Origin of the sequence: Streptomyces termitum (assembly GCF_014650175.1) — a bacterium.
Classification (GTDB): domain Bacteria; phylum Actinomycetota; class Actinomycetes; order Streptomycetales; family Streptomycetaceae; genus Streptomyces; species Streptomyces termitum.
The window spans coordinates 79,414-100,995 of sequence record NZ_BMUL01000002.1 but is presented as its reverse complement, the minus strand read 5'-3'; the positions used below and the strand labels follow the sequence as shown (position 1 = coordinate 100,995).

17 protein-coding genes are annotated in these 21,582 nt (G+C 74.5%); 6 read left to right on the top strand and 11 right to left on the bottom strand.

The window, feature by feature from the left end:
• The first annotated feature begins 174 nt into the window (after positions 1-174).
• Positions 175-3,867, top strand: a complete 3,693-nt coding sequence (locus IE219_RS03850) for a S8 family serine peptidase (RefSeq protein ID WP_189975079.1) — start codon at positions 175-177, stop codon at positions 3,865-3,867.
• Positions 3,868-3,930: 63 nt separating this feature from the next.
• Here IE219_RS03850 and IE219_RS03845 read toward each other — a convergent pair whose 3' ends face one another.
• The 5 genes from IE219_RS03845 to IE219_RS03825 form a co-directional block, all read right to left on the bottom strand.
• Positions 3,931-5,373 carry an acyl-CoA synthetase gene (locus IE219_RS03845; protein ID WP_189975078.1) on the bottom strand — a complete coding sequence of 481 codons (1,443 nt, stop codon included), beginning with the start codon at positions 5,371-5,373 and terminating at the stop codon, positions 3,931-3,933.
• A 71-nt stretch (positions 5,374-5,444) separates the two neighbouring features.
• Positions 5,445-6,671, bottom strand: coding sequence for an MFS transporter (locus IE219_RS03840; protein WP_189975077.1), 1,227 nt, complete (start codon positions 6,669-6,671; stop codon positions 5,445-5,447).
• Between the two features lie 227 nt (positions 6,672-6,898).
• The gene (locus tag IE219_RS03835) at positions 6,899-8,326 is read right to left on the bottom strand and encodes a sensor histidine kinase (protein ID WP_189975493.1); all 1,428 of its coding nucleotides are present in this window, start codon (positions 8,324-8,326) and stop codon (positions 6,899-6,901) included.
• A 155-nt stretch (positions 8,327-8,481) separates the two neighbouring features.
• Positions 8,482-9,594, bottom strand: coding sequence for a rod shape-determining protein (locus IE219_RS03830; RefSeq protein WP_229849577.1), 1,113 nt, complete (start codon positions 9,592-9,594; stop codon positions 8,482-8,484).
• A gap of 180 nt (positions 9,595-9,774) precedes the next feature.
• Complete coding sequence (locus IE219_RS03825; protein WP_189975076.1) at positions 9,775-10,209, bottom strand: MarR family winged helix-turn-helix transcriptional regulator; 435 nt, start codon at positions 10,207-10,209, stop codon at positions 9,775-9,777.
• Positions 10,210-10,301: 92 nt separating this feature from the next.
• Here IE219_RS03825 and IE219_RS03820 point away from each other — a divergent pair, with 92 nt between their 5' ends.
• The 3 genes from IE219_RS03820 to IE219_RS03810 all read left to right on the top strand — a co-directional run bounded on the left by IE219_RS03820 (position 10,302) and on the right by IE219_RS03810 (position 12,766).
• Entirely contained in the window at positions 10,302-11,321 is a 1,020-nt protein-coding gene (locus tag IE219_RS03820; RefSeq protein WP_189975075.1) for an NADP-dependent oxidoreductase, read from the top strand.
• Positions 11,322-11,386: 65 nt separating this feature from the next.
• Positions 11,387-11,809 carry an organic hydroperoxide resistance protein gene (locus tag IE219_RS03815; protein WP_189975074.1) on the top strand — a complete coding sequence of 141 codons (423 nt, stop codon included), beginning with the start codon at positions 11,387-11,389 and terminating at the stop codon, positions 11,807-11,809.
• A gap of 105 nt (positions 11,810-11,914) precedes the next feature.
• Positions 11,915-12,766: an EI24 domain-containing protein gene (locus IE219_RS03810; protein WP_189975073.1), complete on the top strand. Its 852-nt coding sequence runs from the start codon at positions 11,915-11,917 to the stop codon at positions 12,764-12,766.
• Between the two features lie 59 nt (positions 12,767-12,825).
• On the opposite strand, the gene IE219_RS03805 is transcribed toward IE219_RS03810, so the two are convergent.
• Entirely contained in the window at positions 12,826-13,788 is a 963-nt protein-coding gene (locus tag IE219_RS03805) for a LysR family transcriptional regulator (RefSeq protein ID WP_189975072.1), read from the bottom strand.
• Positions 13,789-13,924: 136 nt separating this feature from the next.
• Between IE219_RS03805 and IE219_RS03800 the strand changes: the two genes are divergently transcribed.
• Positions 13,925-16,117 carry a M4 family metallopeptidase gene (locus tag IE219_RS03800; protein ID WP_229849576.1) on the top strand — a complete coding sequence of 731 codons (2,193 nt, stop codon included), beginning with the start codon at positions 13,925-13,927 and terminating at the stop codon, positions 16,115-16,117.
• A 173-nt stretch (positions 16,118-16,290) separates the two neighbouring features.
• On the opposite strand, the gene IE219_RS03795 is transcribed toward IE219_RS03800, so the two are convergent.
• Positions 16,291-17,022 (bottom strand): carbon-nitrogen hydrolase family protein, encoded by a 732-nt coding sequence (locus tag IE219_RS03795; RefSeq protein ID WP_308434005.1) that lies wholly within the window; start codon positions 17,020-17,022, stop codon positions 16,291-16,293.
• A gap of 91 nt (positions 17,023-17,113) precedes the next feature.
• Positions 17,114-18,013 carry an SGNH/GDSL hydrolase family protein gene (locus IE219_RS03790; protein ID WP_373298761.1) on the bottom strand — a complete coding sequence of 300 codons (900 nt, stop codon included), beginning with the start codon at positions 18,011-18,013 and terminating at the stop codon, positions 17,114-17,116.
• A gap of 277 nt (positions 18,014-18,290) precedes the next feature.
• Between IE219_RS03790 and IE219_RS03785 the strand changes: the two genes are divergently transcribed.
• Positions 18,291-18,785 (top strand): DUF3145 domain-containing protein, encoded by a 495-nt coding sequence (locus IE219_RS03785; RefSeq protein ID WP_189975071.1) that lies wholly within the window; start codon positions 18,291-18,293, stop codon positions 18,783-18,785.
• A gap of 81 nt (positions 18,786-18,866) precedes the next feature.
• Here the strand turns inward: IE219_RS03785 and IE219_RS03780 are convergent, their stop codons facing one another.
• The 3 genes from IE219_RS03780 to IE219_RS03770 all read right to left on the bottom strand — a co-directional run bounded on the left by IE219_RS03780 (position 18,867) and on the right by IE219_RS03770 (position 21,570).
• Positions 18,867-20,129 carry a beta-ketoacyl-[acyl-carrier-protein] synthase family protein gene (locus IE219_RS03780; RefSeq protein WP_189975070.1) on the bottom strand — a complete coding sequence of 421 codons (1,263 nt, stop codon included), beginning with the start codon at positions 20,127-20,129 and terminating at the stop codon, positions 18,867-18,869.
• A gap of 103 nt (positions 20,130-20,232) precedes the next feature.
• Entirely contained in the window at positions 20,233-20,481 is a 249-nt protein-coding gene (locus IE219_RS03775) for an acyl carrier protein (protein WP_189975069.1), read from the bottom strand.
• 57 nt (positions 20,482-20,538) lie between these two features.
• Positions 20,539-21,570 (bottom strand): ketoacyl-ACP synthase III, encoded by a 1,032-nt coding sequence (locus tag IE219_RS03770; RefSeq protein WP_189975068.1) that lies wholly within the window; start codon positions 21,568-21,570, stop codon positions 20,539-20,541.
• Positions 21,571-21,582 lie beyond the last annotated feature (12 nt).

Sequence of the window (21,582 nt, the reverse complement as noted above, 5' to 3'; positions counted from 1 at the left end):
CCGGAGCGTCCCGGACACGCCCGTCCTGGGACGTCTTCGCCCGACTGGCGGGCCCCCGCCACGGCGCATAGCCGCCGCCTGCGACAGGAATCAACTCCCCTCCCCGGGACCAGACTTCCCGCGGATCCGGAATCCCACCCCCGAGCCCCGGATCCGCGAGGAGTCGTCGTCCCCATGACCGCACCCCTGTTCAGAGGAAGGGCCGGACTGCTCGCCGCCGGTGTCTCCCTCGTGATGCTCTCGGCCGGGCAGACCGCCGCCGCGCCGGCCGGCCCCGCCGCCCCCGTCCCCGACACCTTCGCGGGCCCCGCGGCGAGCACCACCGTCACCCTCGTCACCGGCGACCGGGTCACCCTCACCCCGCTCGACGGCGGCCGCCGGACCGTCACCGTCGACCGGGCGAAGGGCGCCACCGGCGCCGTCCGCACCCAGGTCTCCGACGGCCGCGTCACCGTCGTCCCCGACGAGGCCCGCCCCTACCTCGACTCCGGCGCCCTCGACCCGCGCCTCTTCGACGTCACCGGCCTCGCCGAGCAGGGCGTCACCGGCACGCTCCCGCTGATCGTCACGTACGGCGGGAAGAACGCCCGCGCCGCCCTCCCCGCCCCGCACGGCACCCGGACCGTCCGCGCGCTGCCCAGCGTCGGCGGCACCGCCGTCACCGCCACCGACCCGGCCGCCTTCTGGGCCTCCTTCACCGGCCCCCGGGCGCGCTCCGCCGCCCCCGCCAAGGTCTGGCTCGACGGCCGGGTGAAGGCCGCCATGGCCGAGTCCAACGCCCAGATCGGCACCCCGAAGGCGTGGGAGGCCGGACTCACCGGCAAGGGCGTCAAGGTCGCCGTCCTCGACACCGGCGTGGACGCCGGCCACCCCGACCTCGCGGGCCGCGTCACCGAGACGAAGTCCTTCATCGCCGGCGAGGAGGTCGCCGACCGCAACGGCCACGGCACCCACGTCACCTCCACCGTCGGCGGCAGCGGCGCCGGCTCCGACGGCCGGGAGAAGGGCGTCGCCCCCGGCGCCGACCTCGCCGTCGGCAAGGTCCTCAGCGACGAGGGCTACGGCTCCGAGTCCGAGATCATCGCCGGCATGGAGTGGGCCGCCAAGGACATCGACGCGAAGATCGTCTCGATGAGCCTCGGCTCCCCGGAGGGCAGCGACGGCACCGACCCGATGGCGCAGGCCGTCAACACCCTCTCCGCCGAGACCGGCACCCTCTTCGTCATCGCCGCCGGGAACTCCGGCGCCCCCGGCTCCATCGGCTCGCCCGGCGCCGCCGACGCCGCCCTCACCATCGGCGCCGTCGACTCCGCCGACGAGGCCGCCTACTTCACCAGCAAGGGCCCCCGCTACCGCGACCAGGCCCTCAAGCCGGACCTCTCCGCCCCCGGCGTCGGCATCCTCGCCGCCCGCTCGCAGCTCACCGAAGGCACCGGCCTCTACACCGCGATGAACGGCACCTCCATGGCGACCCCGCACGTCGCCGGAGTCGCCGCCCTGCTCGCCGAGAAGCACCCCGACTGGACCGGCGCCCGCCTCAAGGACGCCCTCATGTCCAGCTCCGCCGCCCTCGACGCCTCCGCCTACGACCTCGGCGCCGGACGCGTCGACGCCGCCGCGGCCGTCACCGCCGACGTCACCGCCACCGGCTCCGCCGACCTCGGCTTCTTCGCCTGGCCCTACGAGGAGAACAAGCCGGTCACGAGGACCGTCACCTACACCAACTCCTCCGACGCCCCCGTCGCGCTGAGCCTCGCCGTCGAGGGCATGCCGGCCGGCACCGCCGCCCTCGCCGACACCGCCCTCACCGTCCCCGCCCACGGCACCGCGTCCACCACCGTCACCGGCGACGGCGCCGCCGCCCCGGTCGGCACCAGCTCCGGCCGGATCACCGCCACCGCGCACGGCGCCCCCGTGGCCCGCACCGCCCTCGGCCTGGTCAAGGAGGAGGAGCGCTACACCCTCACCGTGCACGTCAAGGACCGCGACGGCGCCCCCGCCGCCGCCCGCCTCGGCATCGGGGAGCTCACCCCCGGCGAGGAGCCCTTCCCGGCCTCCGTCGGCGACTCCGGCACCCTCGAACTGCGCCTGAAGCCGGGCACGTACACCGTAGACACCTTCCTCGACGTGCGCGGTGCCCGCGGCGCCGACTCCCTCGGCCTCGGCTTCCTCGCCGCCCCCGAGGTCGTCCTCGACCGCGACCGCGAGATCACCCTCGACGGCCGCACCCTGCGCGAGGTCCGCGCCGACGTCGGGAAGCGCACCGAGACCCGCCAGCTCCTGATGGAGTACGACCGCCGGGCGAACGGCGCCGGCTACACCGACATCGTCCAGGTCCCGCTCACCTACGACTCCCTCTTCGCCGCCCCCACCGCGCCCGTCGCCGACGGCACCTTCGAGTACCGCACGGTCTGGCGGCTCGGCAAGCCCGTCCTGGAGGCGGCCGTCGACGGCGCCCGCCTCGCCGACGCCCGCCCGCAGGCCGGCGGCGGCCTCCTCGAAGGCCGCCACCGCCTCGCCCTCGCCGACGCGGGCGACGGCACCCCCGCCGCGTACGCGGGCAAGGACGTCAAGGGCCGCGCCGTCCTCGTCCGCCTCGCCGCCGGCGCCGACCCGGTCGCCGCCGCCCAGACCGCCCAGGACGCCGGCGCCGCCGCCCTGTTCGTCACCGACGACGCCCCCGGCCGGCTGATGGACTGGTTCGGCACCGACGACTACCGGGACCGGCCGCTGCCCGTCGCCACCGTGAACCGCGCCGACGCCGCCCGCCTCGCCGCAGGCGCCGCCCGCGGCCGGTCCCTCGACCTCACCGGCACCCGCTTCACCCCGTACACCTACGACCTCTCCGAGGGGCACCCCGGCCGCATCGGCACCGACCTCGTCTTCCGTCCCGGCCCCCGGGACCTGGCCACCGTCCGCTCCACCTTCCGCGCCCCCACCCGGCGCGCCGAACTCGGCGGCGAGTTCCGCTACTCCCTCACCGACACCTTCCCGATCGGCGTCGGCTTCAAGGAGTGGATCGCCTTCCCCGCCGAGCGCACCGAGTACGTCTCCACCACCGCGGGCCAGCAGTGGCACGAGTCCGTCGACCTCGGCGAGTCCCTGGAGGAGCGCGGCGGCCGTTCGGTCTACCGGGGCGGCACCACCACCGCCCTCGACTGGTTCGGCCCCGTCTGGCACCCCTGGCTCGGCACCGGCCTCGGCTGGGGCCAGCAGCGGCGCGGCAACGACCTCCGCTTCAACACCCCCGGCTGGGGCGACTCCGGCACCGACCACACCGGCTTCGGCGACGTGTGGAGCGACGACACCATGAGCCAGACCACCGAGGTGTACGTGAACGGCGCCCGCGTCGACCGCAAGACCAGCTCCGGCGCCTACGCCTGGGACGCTCCGGCGGAGGAGGCCGCCTACCGGGTCGTCACCGACACCGCCCTCGACCCGGCCCGCTGGCGGCTCGGCACCAGGGGCCACAGCGAGTGGACCTTCCGCTCCGCCGAGACCCCCCAGGACCGCGAGACCTTCCTGCCGATGCTCAACCTCGGCTTCGACCTCGACACCGACCTGTACGGCGACGTGCGGGCCGGCAAGCGGCTGCCCGTCGGCGTCTTCGCGCAGTACGTGGCGGGCGCCGAGGGCACCGGCGCCCTCACCGGCGGCAGCCTGGAGGTCTCCTACGACGACGGCGCCACCTGGACGAAGGTCGCCCTCAAGAAGGCCGGGAGGACCACCGGGGCCGGAAAGGCCGCCTGGACCGGCGAGCTCCGCGTCCCGTCCGGCGCCACCGCCGTCTCCCTGCGGGCCGCCGCCACCGACGACCGGGGCGGCTCCGTCACCCAGGAGCTGATCCGCGCGGTCGGCGTGAAGTAACCCCCGCGCCCCGCCACGGGGACGGGACCGGGCCGGGCCCCCGCCGGGGGCCCGGCCCCTCCGTCACCCCCGGGGCAGCCGCTTCTTCAGCACCTTCCCCAGGTCGTTGCGGGGCAGCGCGTCCAGGAAGCGGACCTCCCGGGGCCGCTTGTGCGGGGCCAGCAGCCGCGCCACGTGCCCGGCCAGCTCCTGTGCCGCCGGGGGCCGCGCCGGGTCCGCCGGCACCACCCAGGCGACGACCCGCTCGCCCAGATCGGGATCGGGCTCCCCGGTCACGGCCGCCTCCCGCACCCCCGGGTGGTCGAGCAGCGCGTTCTCGATCTCGCCCGCCCCGATCTTGTACCCGCCGCTCTTGATCAGATCGGTCGCCTTGCGGCCCACCAGCCGGATCGTGCCGTCCGCCTCCCGCACCGCCACGTCCCCGGTGCAAAACCACTCCCCGTCGAAGGCGGCGGCCGTCGCCTCCGGCAGGTTCAGATAGCCGGAGAAGAGGTTCGGCCCGCGCACCTGCACCTCGCCGACCGTCTCCCCGTCCGACCCGGCCAGCACCGCGCCGTCCTCCTCCACCAGCCGCACCGCCACCCCCGGCAGCGGCGTCCCCACCGTCCCCGGGCGCGGCGGCCCGCCCGGCCGCACGCTGGTGTTCATCAGCGTCTCGCTCATCCCGTACCGCTCCACCACCGTCCGGCCCGTCGCCGCCGCGATCCGCTCGTGGTCGTGGACCGGCAGCGCCGCCGACCCCGACACCAGCAGCCGGGCCCCCGCCAGCGCCGCCCCCAGCGCCGGGTCCGAGGGCAGGGCGTCGGCCAGCCGGTGGTACATCGTCGGCACCCCGAACAGCACCGTCCCGCCGTCCGCCAGCTCCCGCGCGACGCCCTCCGCCGAGAAGGCCCCCAGGTGCCGGACCTCCCCGCCGCGCCGCAGCGGCCCCAGGACCCCCAGCACCAGACCGTGCACGTGGAACAGCGGCAGCCCGTGCACCAGCACGTCGTCCCCGGTCCACGCCCACGCCTCCGCCAGCGCGTCCAGCGAGGCGGCCACCGCCCGGCGGGACAGCAGCACCCCCTTCGGCGGGCCCGTGGTGCCGGAGGTGTAGACGATCAGGGCGGTGGACTCCGGATCCGGCTCCGGCGGCACCCGCACCCCCGCCGGGCCGGTCAGCCCCACGTCGATCCGGGGCAGCCCGGCGAGCGCGGCCGGCAGCTCGTCCGCCGGACCCGCCAGGACCGCGTCCGGCGCGCTGTCCGCCAGCACGTGAGCCAGCTCCCGCTCCCCGGAGCGCGGATTGAGCGGCACGGCGGGCACGCCCGCGAGCAGCGCCGCCACCACCGCGACCGCCGTCCGGGCGGTCGGCACCGCCCACACGGCGACCCGCCCCGCGTCCCCGATCCGGGCGGCGAGCGCACCGGCGGCCCGGAGCAGCTCCTCGTACGAGAGCGCGTCCGGGCCGCAGCGCAGGGCGGGGCGGTCGGTCGGGGCCGCGAGGGCCGGGAAGAGAGCGGACACCGGGCGTCCTCCTCGGATCGGGGCGAGCGGACGGCTCGCCGGGGGGCACCGGGAGGCATTCTGCCGGGCCGTCAGGGCTTCCCGGCCGCCTTCGCCGCCGGAGCGGGCTCCCCGCCCGGCCGCAGTCCGCGCATCCGCCCGTACGCGTACACGCAGCCGGCGAGCGCCAGGTCGGACAGGAGCATGAAGCCGATCGAGTACGAGTCCTTGGCGCTGTAGATCGCGCCCATGACCAGCGGCGGCACGAAGCCGCCCAGGCCGCCCATCGCGCCGACGATGCCGGTCACCGAGCCCACCTGCGCCTGTGGGGTGACCTGCGAGACCAGCGCGAAGACCGAACCGCTCGCGGTGCCCAGGCCCGCCGCCATGACCAGCAGGGCGATCGTGCCGCCCGGCACCAGCTCCGGGTCGAAGGCCTGGACGATGGCGAGGAGGGCGACGACGCCGAGCGCCCACGCCGTCACCACCGCCGGATGGATCCGGTCCGACAGCCAGCCGCCGATCGGCCGGAAGACGACCGTGACCGCCGCGAACCCGGCCGCCCTGGTGCCCGCGTCGGTCGGATCCAGCTCGTACCAGGTCTTCAGATAGGTCGGCAGGTAGACGCCGAAGGCGACGATGCCGCCGAAGCCGATCGCGTACAGCGCGGACAGCTCCCACGTCACCCGCAGCCGGCCCGCCGTGCCCAGCCGGGAGCCCAGCGAGGCCGTCGGCACCGGGCGGCCGGGGTGGTCGGTGATGAGGAGGACGGCGAGCACCGCGTACACGGCGAGCGCGGCGGCCACCACGATGAACGGCAGGTTCTCGCCGTGCTTGGCGATCCGGGGCGTGAAGTAGCCGGACAGCGCCACACCGCCCATGCCCATGCCGAACACGCCCAGCGCCAGACCCCGCTTGGCGGGCGGGAACCACGAGTTGACCAGCGGGATGCCGATGGCGAAGGTCGTGCCGCCGAGGCCGAGCAGGAAGCCCACCACGAGCATCAGCCCGTACGAGTCCTTCACCACGATCAGCAGCAGTACGGGGACGATCGTCAGCGCCGAGACGAGCGGGAACATCAGCTTCGCGCCGTACGTGTCGGTGAGCGCGCCGACCGGGATCCGGCCCAGCGAACCGACCAGCACCGGCACGGCCACGAGGAAGGACTGCTGGAACGAGCTGAGGCCCAGGTGCTCGCCGTACCAGCTGCCGAGGGGGGCGATCAGGTTCCACGCCCAGAAGGTGAGCGTGAAGCCGAGGGTGGCCACCACCAGATTGCGGTAGGCCGCCGCGGGCGGGGAGGCGGTGTCGGGGGTCACCCCTCCAGTCAAGATCCGCCCGGCCCGCACGGCGCGCGGGACTGCTCCGTACGGGGGGCGGCGGGGGAGGGGCGGTACGGGTGGTGCGGTCGGTACGGGAGGGGCGGGGCGGTCGGTACGGGGCGGGGCCCGGGACGCGTCGGCGGGGGTGGCCGGGGCGGGGCGGCGGGCGTGCCGGTGGGGGCGGCCGGGTGGAGGCGGCGGGGCGTACGGGCGGGGGCGGTCGGTCAGGGCCAGGTGACCACCGTCGGCGGGGTGCCGTCGTCCTCGACCCGCAGCCGGACCGCGCCCTGCCCGCCCGCCGCCACGTCCACCGTGATCCGGCCGACCCCCGGCCGCCGGTGGGCGGCGGCGAGGGCCCCGCGCAGCACGGCCGTCAGCCGCCCCGCCGACGCCTCGTCGACCAGCGTGTCCACCGGTCCGGCGAAGCGCACCGACGGCCGGAAGCCGAGCAGCGCCGCCGCCCCGTCGGTCTCCCGCAGCACCCGGCCGCGGAAGGTGGCGGGGGCGTCGGCGGGCGGCTGCTGGAGGGCGAAGATCGTCGTCCGCACCTCCTGGATCGTCGAGTCCAGCTCGTCCACCGCCCGCCCGATCAGCTCGTCCTCCCCGGCACCGGCCCCGGCGCGGCGGCGGGTCGACTCCAGCATCATCTCGGTGGCGAACAGCCGCTGGACCACCAGGTCGTGCAGGTCCCGGGCGATCCGGTCGCGGTCCTCGTAGACGGCGAGCCGCTCCCGGTCGTGCCGGGCGTCCGCCAGGACCAGCGCCAGCGCCGCCTGCGAGGCGAACTGGGCGGCGAGCAGCCGGTCCACCGCCGAGTACGGCTCCGCGCCCCGGTGCCGGGGGAGGGCGAGGGTGCCGATCAGCTTCCCGCCGCTGCGCAGCGGCAGCATCATCGACGGCCCGAACCGGGAGCGGACGTGCGTGGTCATCCGGGGGTCGGTGGCCGAGTCCTCGACGAAGACCGGCTCCCCGCCGAGGAGCTGGACGAGGACGGGGGAGCCGGGCCGGATCGTCGCGCCGACGAGGTCGCCGGGGTCGCCGGCGGTGGAGGCCGTCACGATCTCCATCCCGCCCTCCGGGGTGGGCTGGAGGATCACCCCGGCCGCCGCCCCGGCGAGGACGCGGGCCCCCTCCGCGACGGTCATCAGGGCGTCCTCGGCGGACTCGCCGGTCAGCAGGGCCGTGGTGACGGCCGCCGCGCCCTCGATCCACCGCTCGCGCAGCCGGGCGGTCTCGTAGAGCCGGGCGTTGCCGACGGCGATGCCGGCCTGGGCGGCGAGGACCCGCAGCAGGGCGCGGTCCTCCCCGGTGAAGCCGCCGGGCTTCCCGGCGAGGTACAGGTGGCCGAAGACCTGGGTGTGCACCCGGATCGGGACGGTCAGCGGCCCGGCCGGGCCGGGCTCCTCGGCGGGGAGGCGGGCGGCACCGCTCCGGTCCTCCTCGGTGGCGCCGGCGGTGAGCAGCCCGGTGAGGCGGGGGCGCTCGGGGTCCAGGACGGCGAGCGCGCCGTGCCGGGCCCCGGTGAGGTCGGTCGCCGCGTCCACGACGTGCTGGAGGGTGGCGCGGAGTTCGAGCTCCGTGCCGACGGCGAGGACCGCTTCGAGCAGCGGAGACAGCCGGGCCGCGCCGCCTTGGGCGCTCCCGGGCTCGATCGCGGTCCCGGCCCCGGCCGCGCCTCCGGTTCCGGTCCCGGCGTCGGCTCCGGTGCCGTCTCCGCTCCGCCCGGTGCGTCCGGCCGGTCCGGTCGGTCTCGTGCGGGTGTCCTCCACGGTCCGTCCGGTTTCCGGGGGCGGTCCGGCGCGCCCGGTCAGCCCGCCGTTCCGTCCGCGTAGTCGCGGTCGTCGCGGTCGCGGCCGGTGAACGGGTCGTCGTCGAGGCCCCGGTGGCCGCCCAGCGGGTCCAGGACCATCGGCTGCACCTTGCCCTCCAGCATCGCGCCGAGGCCCAGCACGGCGCAGACGTCGGGCCGTTCGGCGATGTGCACCGGCATGCCGGTGGCCTCCCGCAGCATCTGGTCCAGGCCCGGCAGGAGCGCGCTGCCGCCGACCATCATGATCCCGCGGTCGGCGAGGTCGGCCACCAGGTCCGGCGGGCAGTCCCGCAGCACCTTCCCGATCCCGTCGAGGACGGCCGTCAGCGGGGTGTGGATGGCCTCCCGGACGGCGGCGGTGTCCACGATGACCGAGCGGGCCAGGCCGGTGGCGACGTCCCGGCCGTGGATCTCGGTCGAGACCGGGCCGGACGGGGTGAGGCCGTTGCCGCTCAGCGCGAGCTGGAGCGGGCGCACCGACTGGCTCGGCAGCATCAGCTCGTGGTGGTGGCGCAGGTGCTGGATGATCGCGTGGTCGATGGCGTCCCCGCCGACCGGCATCCGCTCGGCCGTCACGATCGCGCCCAGCGAGAGCACCGCGACCTGGGTGGTCGCCGCCCCGCACACCATGATCATGGTGGCGGTCGGCTGCTCCACCGGCAGCCCGCAGCCGACGGCCGCGGCGATCAGGGTGTCGACCAGCTCGACCCGGCGCGCCCCGAGCCCCACCAGGGTCTCCACGGCGGCGCGCTGGGCGAGCGGGTCGCTGTCGTGCGGGGTGCAGGCGGCGGCCCGCAGACGGGGCTTGCGGCGCAGCTGGCGGCGCAGCTTCTCGCCGAGCAGGTGGCGGAGCATCCGCTGGGCCATCTCGATGTCCACCACGGTGCCGCCGGAGACGGGGCGCACCACCCGGATGTAGTCCGGGGTGCGGCCGGTCATCTTCTCGGCGAGCGCGCCGACCGCGATCAGCGCGCCGGTGCGGGTGTTGACGGCGGCGACGCTCGGCTCGTCGACGACGAGTCCGGCCCCCTTGACGAAGACCCGGGTGCGGGCGGCACCCAGGTCGACGGCGACATGGCAACGGCGCAGCTGTTCCAGGCTGACGGTCACGGCGGATCCTCCGGGGTGCGGTGCTGACACGGGCGAGGTGTCGCGGTTCGGGTTCCTGCTTCGCATGGTGCGACCACCCGGCCCGCCGCGCGCGCTGGGCTGAGCCGCCCGGGGCCCGGCCCCCGGCTCGTCCGCGCCCCGCGCCTCCCGGGTCCCGTCCCCGGCCCCGTACCGGCCCCGTCAGGCGGTCTCCTCGCCGAGCATGCGCAGCAGCAGGTCTCGCAGGAGGGTGCGCTCCAGGTCGGTCAGCCCGCCCAGGGGCTCGCGGGCGAAGCGCAGCGACTCGCGCAGCCGGCGGGCGGTGTCGCGGCCCTCGTCGGTGGGGGCGGCCAGCTTGACCCGCCGGTCCGCCGGGTCGGGGCGCCGCTCGACCAGGCCCCGGGACTCCAGGCGGTCGATGATCCCCGTGACGTTCGACGGCTCGCACTTGAGCTTCTCGGCGATCTTCCGCATCGGCGTGGGCTCCAGGGTGAGCAGCCCGAGGACCCGGGCCTGGGCGCCGGTGAGGGAGTGGGAGGCGGCGGCCTCCTCGTACTCCTGGTGGTACCGCGCCACGACCGTGCCGATCAGCTCGACGACTTCGAGGGTCACGGGGTCCGTGTGTGAGGTGGACATGGGGACCATCGTACCCGGATGCTTGACAACATGAAATATTGAGGCGCATGGTTGTTTCATCAAGTGAAGCTTTTTCCCGGAGGTCCCCCGAGATGACCGCTCTGCCCGCCACCAGCCGCGCCTGGCACCTCGTCGCCCGCCCGCACGGCTGGCCCGCCCCGACCGACTTCGCCCTGCGCGAGAGCCCCGTCGAGGCCCCCGCCGAAGGCCGGATCCTGGTGCGGAACCTGCACTTCTCGGTGGACCCCTACATGCGCGGCCGGATGAACGACGTGAAGTCGTACGTCCCGCCGTTCGAGCTGGACCGCCCGATGGACGGCGGCGCCGTCGGCGTGGTCGTCGCGTCGAGCGCGGAGGGCTTCGCCGAGGGCGACCACGTCCTGCACGGCCTCGGCTGGCGCGAGTACGCCGACGTCCCGGCCCGGCACGCCACCAAGGTCGACCCGGAGGTCGCCCCGCTCTCCACCTACCTGGGCGTCCTCGGCATGCCCGGCCTCACCGCCTACGCGGGCCTCTTCGAGACCGCCTCCTTCAAGGAGGGCGACGCCGTCTTCGTCTCCGGCGCGGCCGGCGCGGTCGGCAGCCAGGTCGGCCAGCTCGCGAAGCTCAAGGGCGCCTCCCGGGTCATCGGCTCGGCCGGCTCCGACGAGAAGGTGAAGTGGCTCGTCGAGGAGCTCGGCTTCGACGCCGCCTTCAACTACCGCAACGGCCCGGTGAAGGACCAGCTCCGCGAGGCCGCCCCGGACGGCATCGACGTCTACTTCGACAACGTGGGCGGCGAGCACCTGGAAGCCGCGATCTCCTCGCTCAACGTGCACGGCCGCGCCACCATCTGCGGCATGATCGCGCAGTACAACGACACGGAGCCGGTCCCCGGCCCGCGCAACATGGCGCTGATCATCGGCAAGCGGCTCCGCCTCCAGGGCGTCCTCGTCGGCGACCACTACGGCCTCCAGCCCCGCTTCGTCGAGGAGGTCGGCGGCTGGCTGCGCTCCGGCGAGCTGAAGTACCGCGAGACCTCCGTCGAGGGCATCGAGAGCGGGGTGGACGCCTTCCTCGGTCTGCTCCGCGGTGACAACACCGGAAAGATGATCGTCTCGCTGACCCGTTAGGCTGCCCCCAGCCGTCGCGATCGTGGGCGCGAGTCGAGACGGGGAAGAAGAAGGCAGGAACCCGCATGTCCATCCAGCACTCCGACGTCCTCTACACCGCCGTCGCCACCGCGGAGAACGGCCGGGACGGCCGCGTCGCCACCGACGACGGCAAGCTCGACGTCGTCGTCAACCCGCCGAAGGCCATGGGCGGCTCCGGCGAGGGCACCAACCCCGAGCAGCTCTTCGCGGCCGGCTACAGCGCCTGCTTCCAGGGCGCCCTGGGCGTCGTCGCGCGGAACGAGAACGCCGACATCTCCGGCTCGACGGTCACCGCCGAGGTCGGCATCGGCAAGAACGACGACGGCTTCGGCATCATCGTCAAGATCTCGGCCTCCATCCCGAACGTGGACGCCGAGACCGCCAAGAGCCTCATCGAGAAGGCCCACCAGGTCTGCCCGTACTCCAAGGCGACCCGCGGCAACATCACGGTCGAGCTCGCGGTCTGAGCCGGACCGGCGCACACTGAGTGCGGGCCGCACCCCGACCGACCGGGGTGCGGCCCGCACGCACATGCGTACGAGACCGGTGACCAGCCCCGCTAGGCTGCCCCCATGCGCGATTTCGGGGTGGGTTTCGGTCATCTGATCCAGGGCCAGAAGTGGGTGGCCCGGCACGGCCGGCGGTTCGGATTCGGGCTGCTGCCCGGCCTGCTGACCTTCGTCCTCTACCTCGGGGCCCTCACCGGCCTCGGCTTCGGGGCGGACGACCTGGTGGCCTGGGCGACCCCCTTCGCCGACGACTGGTCCTCGCCGTGGCAGGGCCTCCTCCGCACCGGCCTGACCGCCCTCGTCTTCGTCCTCGGGCTCTTCCTCGCCGTCATCACCTTCACCGCCGTCACCCTCCTCGTCGGCCAGCCCTTCTACGAGTCCCTCTCCGAGGACGTCGACCGGGACCGGGGCGGCGAGGTGCCCGAGTCCGGGCTGCCGCTCTGGCGCGACCTGTGGATCTCGGCCCGCGACAGCGTCCGGGTCCTGCTCCGGGTCCTCCTCTACGGCGTGCTCCTCTTCGCCGCCGGTTTCATCCCGGTCGTCGGCCAGACGGTCGTCCCCGTCCTCGGCTTCTGCGTCTCCGGCTTCTTCCTCGCCGAGGAGCTGACCGCCGTCGCCCTCCAGCGCCGGGGCGTGGAGTTCAAGGAGCGCCTCGCGCTGCTGCGCGGCCGGCGCGGGGCCGCGCTCGGCTTCGGCGTCCCCCTCACCCTCGCCTTCCTCGTCCCCTTCGTCGCGGTCTTCCTGATGCCCGGAGCCGTCGCCGGCGCCACCCTGATGGCCCGCGACCTGCGCGGCGAGCCCGACGGCCCGTCCGACGGCGAGGCCGACGAGTCCGACGAGTCCGACGAGACCGCCGGGGGCGCCGGGGCGACCGGGAACGCCGCCGCGCGCGAGGCCACCGACCACCTGTCCTGACCGTTCGTCACCGGCCACCGGCCACCGGCCACCGGCCACCGGCCACCGGCCACCGGCCACTAGTCGTCCAGGACCGGGTGGAGTTCCGGGCGGGCCTCCCACCACTCCCGGTGGAAGGCGTTGTTGCCGACGTTCGCGAGGTACGCCTCCGCCGCCGCCCGGTACAGCAGCTCCGCGTGCCGGGCCGAGACGGCCGCGCGGTTCCAGGCGATCCGGATCCGGCCGGTCACCGGATCGCCCTCCAGCGGCCGCAGCACCGTCCCCTCGGTGGCCGGGGCGGTCGGCTGGCTCAGCGAGATCGCCCGGCCCGAGGCGATCAGGTCGTAGTGGATCTTCCGGTCGGCGACCCGGTGCCGCAGGGACGGCGCGAAACCCGCCCGCTCGCAGGCCGCGACCAGCGCCTCGGGGCCGCCGTCATCGTCCTCCACCAGCGTCATCCACGACTCGTCCGCCAGCTCCGCCAGCGCGATCCGCTCCTTCCCGGCGAGCCGGTGACCGGCCGAGAGCCGCACGCAGAACGGCTCCCGGGGGACCAGCGTCCGGGCCGTCGTCCCCTGCGGCAGCGGCACCTCGTGGTCGTTGACCTCCCCGTACAGCACCGCGTCGTACCGGCCCGCGCCCAGCTGCCGGGTCAGCGTGGTCGCCGACTGCTCCACCGTCACGGAGATCTCCCGGCCCGCCACGACCTGGTCGAGCCGGTTCAGCAGGGTGTCCACGAGGACCAGCAGGATGCAGCCGAGCCGCAGCGGCGTGTCCGGGGCCGCGGCCCGCGCCCCGGCGGTGAGCGCGTCCATCTCGCCCAGCACGAGACGCGCCTTGGAGAGCACGAACTCGCCCAGCGGAGTGGGTTCCACACCATGCCGCCCCCGGAGGAACAGCTCCCCGCCCGCGACCTTCTCGATCCTCCGCAACTGGGCCGAGAGCGCGGGCTGGGAGACGCCGAGCAGCCCTGCCGCCCTGCCCAGACTGCCCGCCTCCGCAATCCTGCAGACGGCTTCCAGATGCCTCAACTCCAGCTGCATTTCAGCAGCGTACGCAGCACCGGACGGCCGCACCATAACTCGTGTCTTATGCACGGTGAGATGTCCCCGACCGGACATGTCCACGCCCATACTCGGCGCGACGATCCGTCTCCCCCACCCTGAACGGAGCACGCCGTTGCACCCGAACAGACTCACGGCGGCCGTGGCCGCCCTGGCCCTCTCGGCGAGCCTGGCCACCGCCCTCGCCGGCACCGCCACCGCCGCCGCACCCCAGGCGCAGCCGATTCCCCCGGGCCAGGGCAAGTCCCTCGCGCTCGCCGCCGCGGACACCGCCGCCGCCAGCGGCCTCGACGAGCTGCGGCACGGTCCCGACGAGGACCTCGTCCGGACCTCCGTCACCCCCTGGTCCAACGGCCTCTACTACGCCGCCTACCAGCGCACGTACAAGGGCCTCCCGGTCCACGGCGGCGGCGACGCCGTCGTCCTCTCCGACTCCGGCGGCAAGGTCCGCGACGTCACCGGCTCCGCCGCCCCGGCGCTGAAGCTCTCGACGAGCGCCAAGGTCACCTCGGCGAAGGCCCTCGCCACCGCGCGCGGCCAGCTCGCCGCCGTGGAGAGCGCGAGCACCCCCGAACTGACCGTGCTCCTCAAGGGCGGCAAGCCCGTCCTCGCCTGGCACACCCTGGTCGTCGGCCGCACCGCGAAGAACCTCCCCAGCTCGCTCGACACCTACGTCGACGCCCGCACCGGCAAGGTCGCCCAGGCCGTCGACAAGGTCATGCACGCCGAGGGCCGCGGCTACCACAACGGCAACGTCACCATCGACACCGCCGCCTCCTCGATGACCGACACCAGCCGCGGCTCCTTCAAGTGCGGCGGCCAGAACGGCAGCGCCTACACCGGCTCCTCCCCGTGGGGCAGCGGCGGCGCCAACGACCTCGTGACCGCCTGCGTCGACATCATGTACGCGGCGCAGAAGGAACACTCCATGCTCAAGGAGTGGTTCGGCTACAACGGCCAGAACGGCCAGGGCGGCATGGTCCCGGCCCGCGCCGGACTCTCCGAGGTCAACGCCTACTACGACGGCACGAAGACGACCTACGGGCGGGCCCAGACCGGCTCGAACCAGCTCACCGGCATCGACGTCGTCGCCCACGAGTACGGCCACGAGATCTTCGACCGCACCCCGGGCTCCGCCGGCTCGTCCAACGAGAACGGCGGCATGAACGAGTCGACCGGCGACATCTTCGGCGCGCTCACCGAGCACTACGCCAACAACCCGAACGACACCCCGGACTACACCGTCGGCGAGAAGGTCAACTTCTTCGGCGACGGCAAGCCGATCCGGAACATGTACAACCCCTCCCTCGTCGGCGGCGACCCCAACTGCTACACCCAGTTGAGCTCCAACACCGAGGTGCACGCGGCGGCCGGCCCGCAGAACCACTGGTTCTACCTGCTCGCCGAGGGCTCCAACCCCGGCGGCGGCAAGCCCAGCAGCCCGATATGTTCCGGTGGCCCCTCCTCCGTCACCGGCATCGGCATCCAGAAGGCCGGCAAGATCTTCATGGGCGCCCTGCTGATGAAGACCTCCTCCTGGAACCACCTCGCGGCCCGCCGCGCCACCCTCACCTCCGCCAAGAACACCTACGGCGCGACCGAGTGCAACGCGGTGAAGGCGGCCTGGAACGCGATCGGCGTCCCGGCCCAGTCCGGCGAGACCGACTGCGGCGGCACCTCCACCCCGGACTTCACGCTCTCCCTGAACCCGTCCTCGGGCTCGGTCCAGGCCGGCGCCTCGGTCACCTCCACCGTCTCCACCAGCACCACCGGCGGCAGCGCGCAGACCGTCCAGCTCACCGCGAGCGGCGCCCCCAGCGGCGTCACGGTCTCCTTCAGCCCCTCCTCGGTGACCTCCGGCAACAGCTCCACGATGACCCTCCAGGTCGCCGCGGGCACGCCGAACGGCACCTACCCGATCACCGTCACCGGTACGGGCTCCGCCACCCACACGGTCACCTACCAGCTGGCCGTCGGCACCAGCACCCCGCCCACCGGGTGCGCCAACTCCGAGTACACCTACCAGGGCAGCCTGACCTCCGGGCAGGCCGTGGCCCAGCCGGACGGCTCGTACTACTACTCGGCCACCGCCGGCACCCACACCGGCTGCCTGCGCGGCCCGGCCGGCACCGACTTCGACCTCTACCTCCAGAAGTGGAACGGGGCGAGCTGGGCCGACGTGGCCGTCGGCGGCACCGCCGGAGCCGACGAGAACACCAGCTACTACGGCACCGCGGGCTACTACCGCTACGTCGTCCACGCCTACAGCGGCTCCGGCTCCTACACCCTGGGCCTGAGCGCCCCCTGACGGGGTGACGACCACCCCGGGGCGGAGACCTGACACCCCGCCCCGGGGCGGGGCGGCCGAGCGGCGGACCGGGGGTTCCGCCGCCGGACCGCCCCCGGGCCGGACCGCCGTAGTCCCGCGGCGGCCCGGCCCCTTCCCCGTTCTCCCGCCGGTACGCCCCCGGTCCCGCCCGCTCAGCCCGCCCGGCCGGTCTCGACCAGGACGAAGCCGGGACCCTCGCCGCCCGCGTCGGCGAGCCGCGCCCCGTCCGGACCCCAGGCCCCGGACCGGCCGCAGGCCGTGCCGTCCTCGTTCGCCCCCAGGGCGTTGCCCAGCACCACGTACAGCCCGAACTCCCGGGCCCGCGCCGGATACACCGTCTCGAACGAGTCGTTCCCCGCGCCCAGCACCGAACTCGCCAGGTACACCGCGCAGCCGTCCGCCGCCGCCCGCTCCGCCACCTCGGGGAACCGGTTGTCGTAGCAGGTGGCCAGCGCGAACCGGACCCCGTCCAGCGCGAACCGCCCGTCGGACGCGCCCGGTTCGAAGACCTCGGCCTCCACCCCGTACAGGTGCCGCTTGTCGTAGCGGGCCGCCGTCCCGCCGTCCGGGCCGATCACCAGCGTCGTCAGACCGGGGCGCGGACCCCCGCCCCGCACCGGCCCGTTGACCACCGCCGCCGCCCCCGCCTCCCGGCAGGCCGCCCGCACCGGGGCCAGCCGCGGATCGTCCGGACCGAGCACCAGCCCCGGCTCGCGGCCGATCCGGGCCGGCACGTACCCGGTCAGGCACAGCTCGGCGAAGACCACCACCCGGGCCCCGGCCGCCCCGGCCTCCCGGACCAGCCCGGCGACCGTGCGGACATTGGTCTCGACGTCCCCGGCGACCGGGGCGAACTGCGCGGCGGCGATCCTCATGCCGGCCATGCTCGCAGCTCCCCGGCCGCCGCGTCCGCCCCGTCCACCCCGGGCCCCGCCGACGCACCCGGCGAACTGATCACCGAAGCCGCCCCGGCGGTCAGGGCGCGGTGATCCGCCGGTACGCCAGCTCCGCCAGCCGCGCCTGACCGTCCCGGCTCGGATGGAACCAGTCCCAGCGGCTCAGCAGCGTGCCGTCGAAGCGGAAGCCGAACACGGCGCCGCCGTCGTACCGGCACAGCGCGTCGGCGGCGCACACCTCGGCCAGCACCCGGTTGTACGCCACCACCCGGTCCCGCACCGCCGCGCGCCGCCCGGCCGCCGCCGCCCCCAGGTCCTCCGGGTCGGCCAGCATCGAGCCGCAGACGCCCAGCTCCCACACCCGCCGCACCAGCGGGCTCGCCCGGCCGGTCTCCCACAGCCGCAGCAGGTCCGGCACGCTCGCCACGTACACCCGGGCCCCGGGGGCGTCCTGCCGCAGCCGGGCGAGCGCCGCCTCGAAGGACCGGCGGAAATCCGCCACCGGCGTCATCCCGCCCGGCGTCGGCCGGCAGGCGTCGTTGGCCCCCGACATCACCGTGACCAGCGCGGGCCGCCGGGCCGCCGCCCGCGCCATCTGCTCCGGCAGCGCCGCCATCCTCGACCCGCTCTCCGCGAGGTTCCAGCTGTGCTCCGCGACCCGCCCGGGGCCCAGCAGACGCAGCGCCAGGCTGTTCACCGCCGGGTCCGTGCCGGTCGCCCAGGACGCCTCCGGGCAGTCCGCGAGCAGCGCGCAGGCGTCGAAGGCGCGGGTGATCGAGTCGCCGACGGCGGCGACGGAGGCGGGCGAGGAGACCCAGGGCGCGGGCGGCGGGGACGGCGTCGGCGCGGCGGTCGAGGCGGGCGCGGAGGGCGCGCTGGAGGGCGCGGGCGCGGGGGAGCCCGCGCAGCCCGCCAGCACGGTCGCGGCGAGCAGCGCTCCCACGGCGGTGGTCCGGAAACGGCGACGGCCGTACGGCACCGGCCCCTCCTTCGTCCTGTCCTGCGTCCTGCGGATGTCCCGGCGGGTGAAAGCTTGGTGTCCACCCGCCCCCGACCGACCGTACGTCACCCCGACGGCGGCGCGGCACGGTAGCTTTTCCCCCGTCGAACCAGCGGCGCGCCCGTGCCGACCGGCTCCGGTGCACGACATCACGCCCCGCGCTGCCCCTTTCCCGGGGGCTCGCGTGGTTATCGTTTCCGATGATGTCCACCGAGGCCGCTGGGAAGGCGTACCTCGTCCCACACTGGAGGTCCCGGTGACGACACGTGGAGTCCTGTACGTACACTCCGCACCGCGCGCGCTCTGCCCGCACGTCGAATGGGCGGTGGCGGGCGTCCTCGGTGCGAGGGTCCAGCTCGACTGGATCCGCCAGCCCGCGGCCCCCGGCACCTGGAGAGCCGAGTTCTCCTGGCAGGGCCGTACCGGCACCGCCTCCGAACTCGCCTCCGCCCTCCGCGGCTGGCAGTTGCTCCGCTTCGAGGTGACCGCCGAACCCTGCCCCACCGCCGAGGGCGAGCGCTACAGCGCCACCCCCGACCTGGGCATCTTCCACGCCGTCACCGGCATGCACGGCGACATCCTGGTCCCCGAGGACCGGCTCCGCGCCGCCCTCGCCCGCGCCGCCCGGGGCGAGACCGTCCTGGAGACCGAGGTCGCCAAACTCCTCGGCAAGCCCTGGGACGACGAACTGGAGCCCTTCCGCTACGCCGGCGAGGGCGCCCCCGTCCGCTGGCTCCACCAGGTCGTCTGACCCCCCGTACGCCCCTACGGGAGCGGCCCCCCGGAAGAACCGGGGGGCCGCTCCCGCGTACGTGCGGCGAACCGCTCCGCGTCAGACGCTGCGGAAGGCCAGGACCACGTTGTGGCCGCCGAAGCCGAAGGAGTTGTTGACCGCGGCGATGGTGCCCTGGGGGAGGGGGCGGGGCTCGCCGCGGACGATGTCCGCGTCGACCTCGGGGTCCAGCTCGTCGACGTTGATGGTCGGCGGGGCCAGGCGGTGGTGCAGGGCGAGGACCGTCGCGACGGTCTCGATGCCGCCCGCGCCGCCGAGGAGGTGGCCGGTCATCGACTTGGTCGCGGAGACGGCCACGTGGTCGAGGTCCTCGCCGAGGACCTTCCGCAGCGCCTTGATCTCGGCGACGTCGCCCTGCGGCGTCGAGGTGGCGTGCGCGTTGAGGTGCACGATCTCGGACGGCTTCAGGTCGGTGGAGTCCAACAGGTGCTGGAGCGCGGCGGCGATGCCCCGGCCGGACGGCTCGGGCTGCGCGATGTGGTGGCTGTCGGCCGACAGGCCCTGGCCGAGCGCCTCGCAGTAGATCCGCGCGCCGCGGGCCTTGGCGTGCTCCTCGGACTCCAGGATCACGACGCCGGCGCCCTCGCCGAGCACGAAGCCGTCGCGGCCGGTGTCGTAGGGGCGCGAGGCCGTCGTCGGCGACTCGTTGTTCTTGGACATCGCCATCATGTTGGCGAAGGCGGCGATCGGCAGCGGGTGGATCGCGGCCTCGGTGCCGCCGGCGACGACCACGTCGGCACGGCCGGTGCGGATCATCTCGACGGCGTAGCCGATCGCCTCGGCGCCGGACGCGCAGGCGGAGACCGGGGTGTGGACGCCGGCGCGGGCGTTCACCTCCAGGCCCACGTTGGCGGAGGGGCCGTTCGGCATCAGCATGGGCACGGTGTGCGGGGAGACGCGGCGGACGCCCTTCTCCTTGAGCACGTCGTACTGGTCGAGCAGGGTGGTGACGCCGCCGATGCCGGAGGCGATGACGGTGCCGAGGCGCTCGGGCGCGAGGCCGGAGTCCTCGCCGGCGGGGGCGGTGTAGCCCGCGTCGGCCCACGCCTCGCGGGCCGCGATCAGCGCGAACTGCGCCGAGCGGTCCAGTCGGCGGGCGAGCGGGCGGGGCAGCACGTCGCCGGGGTCCACCGCGGCGAGCGCGGCGATGCGGACCGGGAGTTCGGCGAAGCGCTCGCCCTCCAGGGGCTTGACGCCGGAGCGCCCTGCCATCAGACCTTCCCAGGTCGAGGCGGAGTCGCCACCCAGCGGTGTGGTTGCGCCGATACCGGTGACGACCACCGTGCGATTGGTCGAGCTCACAGGAATTCGTTCTCCATGTGTGGTGATGGTCGGAAGACGGCGCCACCGCCGGGTGGCGGACCGGGCCGGCCGTCAGCGGAGGGCTGGGCCGGCGGGCGCCGGATCAGGCCTGGTGCTTGAGGATGTAGTCGACGGCGTCGCCCACGGTCTTGAGGTTCTTGACGTCCTCGTCGGGGATCTTGACGTCGAAGCGCTCCTCGGCGGCGACGACGACCTCGACCATCGACAGGGAGTCGACGTCCAGGTCGTCGGTGAAGGACTTGTCCAGCTTGACGTCCTCGACCGGGATGCCGGCGATCTCGTTCACGATCTCGGCGAGACCTTCGACGAGCTGCTCCTGGGTGAAGGCCATGGTGGCGCTCCTTCTGTGGTTGCTTCGGTGGGTTGGCGGCCGGGTGATCCCGGTCGCCTAGGGGAGAGTAACGACCGTCGCGGCGAAGACGAGACCCGCCCCGAAGCCGATGACGAGCGCGGTGTCGCCGCTCTTCGCCTGTCCGGTGGCCAGGAGCCGCTCCATCGCGAGCGGGATCGAGGCGGCCGACGTGTTGCCGGTGGTCTCGACGTCGCGGGCGACGGTGACGTGCTCCGGCAGCTTCAGGGTCTTCACCATCGAGTCGATGATCCGCATGTTGGCCTGGTGCGGGATGAAGACGTCCAGGTCGTCCGCCGTGATGCCGGCGGCGTCGAGCGCCTGCTGGGCCACCTTCGCCATCTCGAAGACGGCCCAGCGGAAGACCGCCTGGCCCTCCTGCGTGATGGCGGGGAACTTGATCTCGCCCGCTTCGTTGAGGGGGAGGTTGGTGACGTCGCCCACGTGAAAATCGTTCCACGGGACGGTCTGCTTGATGGTCTCCGACTTGTCGCCCTCGGAGCCCCAGACGCTGGGGCCGATGTGCGGCTCGTCGGAAGGGCCGACCACGACGGCGCCCGCGCCGTCGCCGAACAGGAAGGCCGTCGCGCGGTCCTCCAGGTCGGTCAGGTCGCTGAGCCGCTCCACGCCGATGACCAGCACGTATTCCGCGGAACCCTCGACGATCATGCCCTTGGCGAGGGTCAGGCCGTAGCCGAAGCCCGCGCAGCCGGCGGAGATGTCGAAGGCGGCCGGCTTCCCGGCGCCGATCTTGTCGGCGATCTCGGTGGCGACGGCCGGGGTCTGCTTGAAGTGCGAGACCGTCGAGACGACGACGGCGCCGATCTGCTCGGGGGAGATCCCGGCCGCGGCGATCGCCTTGCCGGACGCCTCGACCGACATCGCGGTCACGGTCTCCTCGGGGGAGGCCCAGTGGCGGGTGGCGATGCCCGAGCGCGAGCGGATCCACTCGTCGGACGAGTCGATCTTCTCGAGGATCACCTCGTTGGGCACGACCCGGACCGGGCGGTAGCCGCCCACGCCCATGATGCGCGCGTACGGGGCGCCCTTGCTGGGCTTGATCTTCGACATGGTTCTCGACAC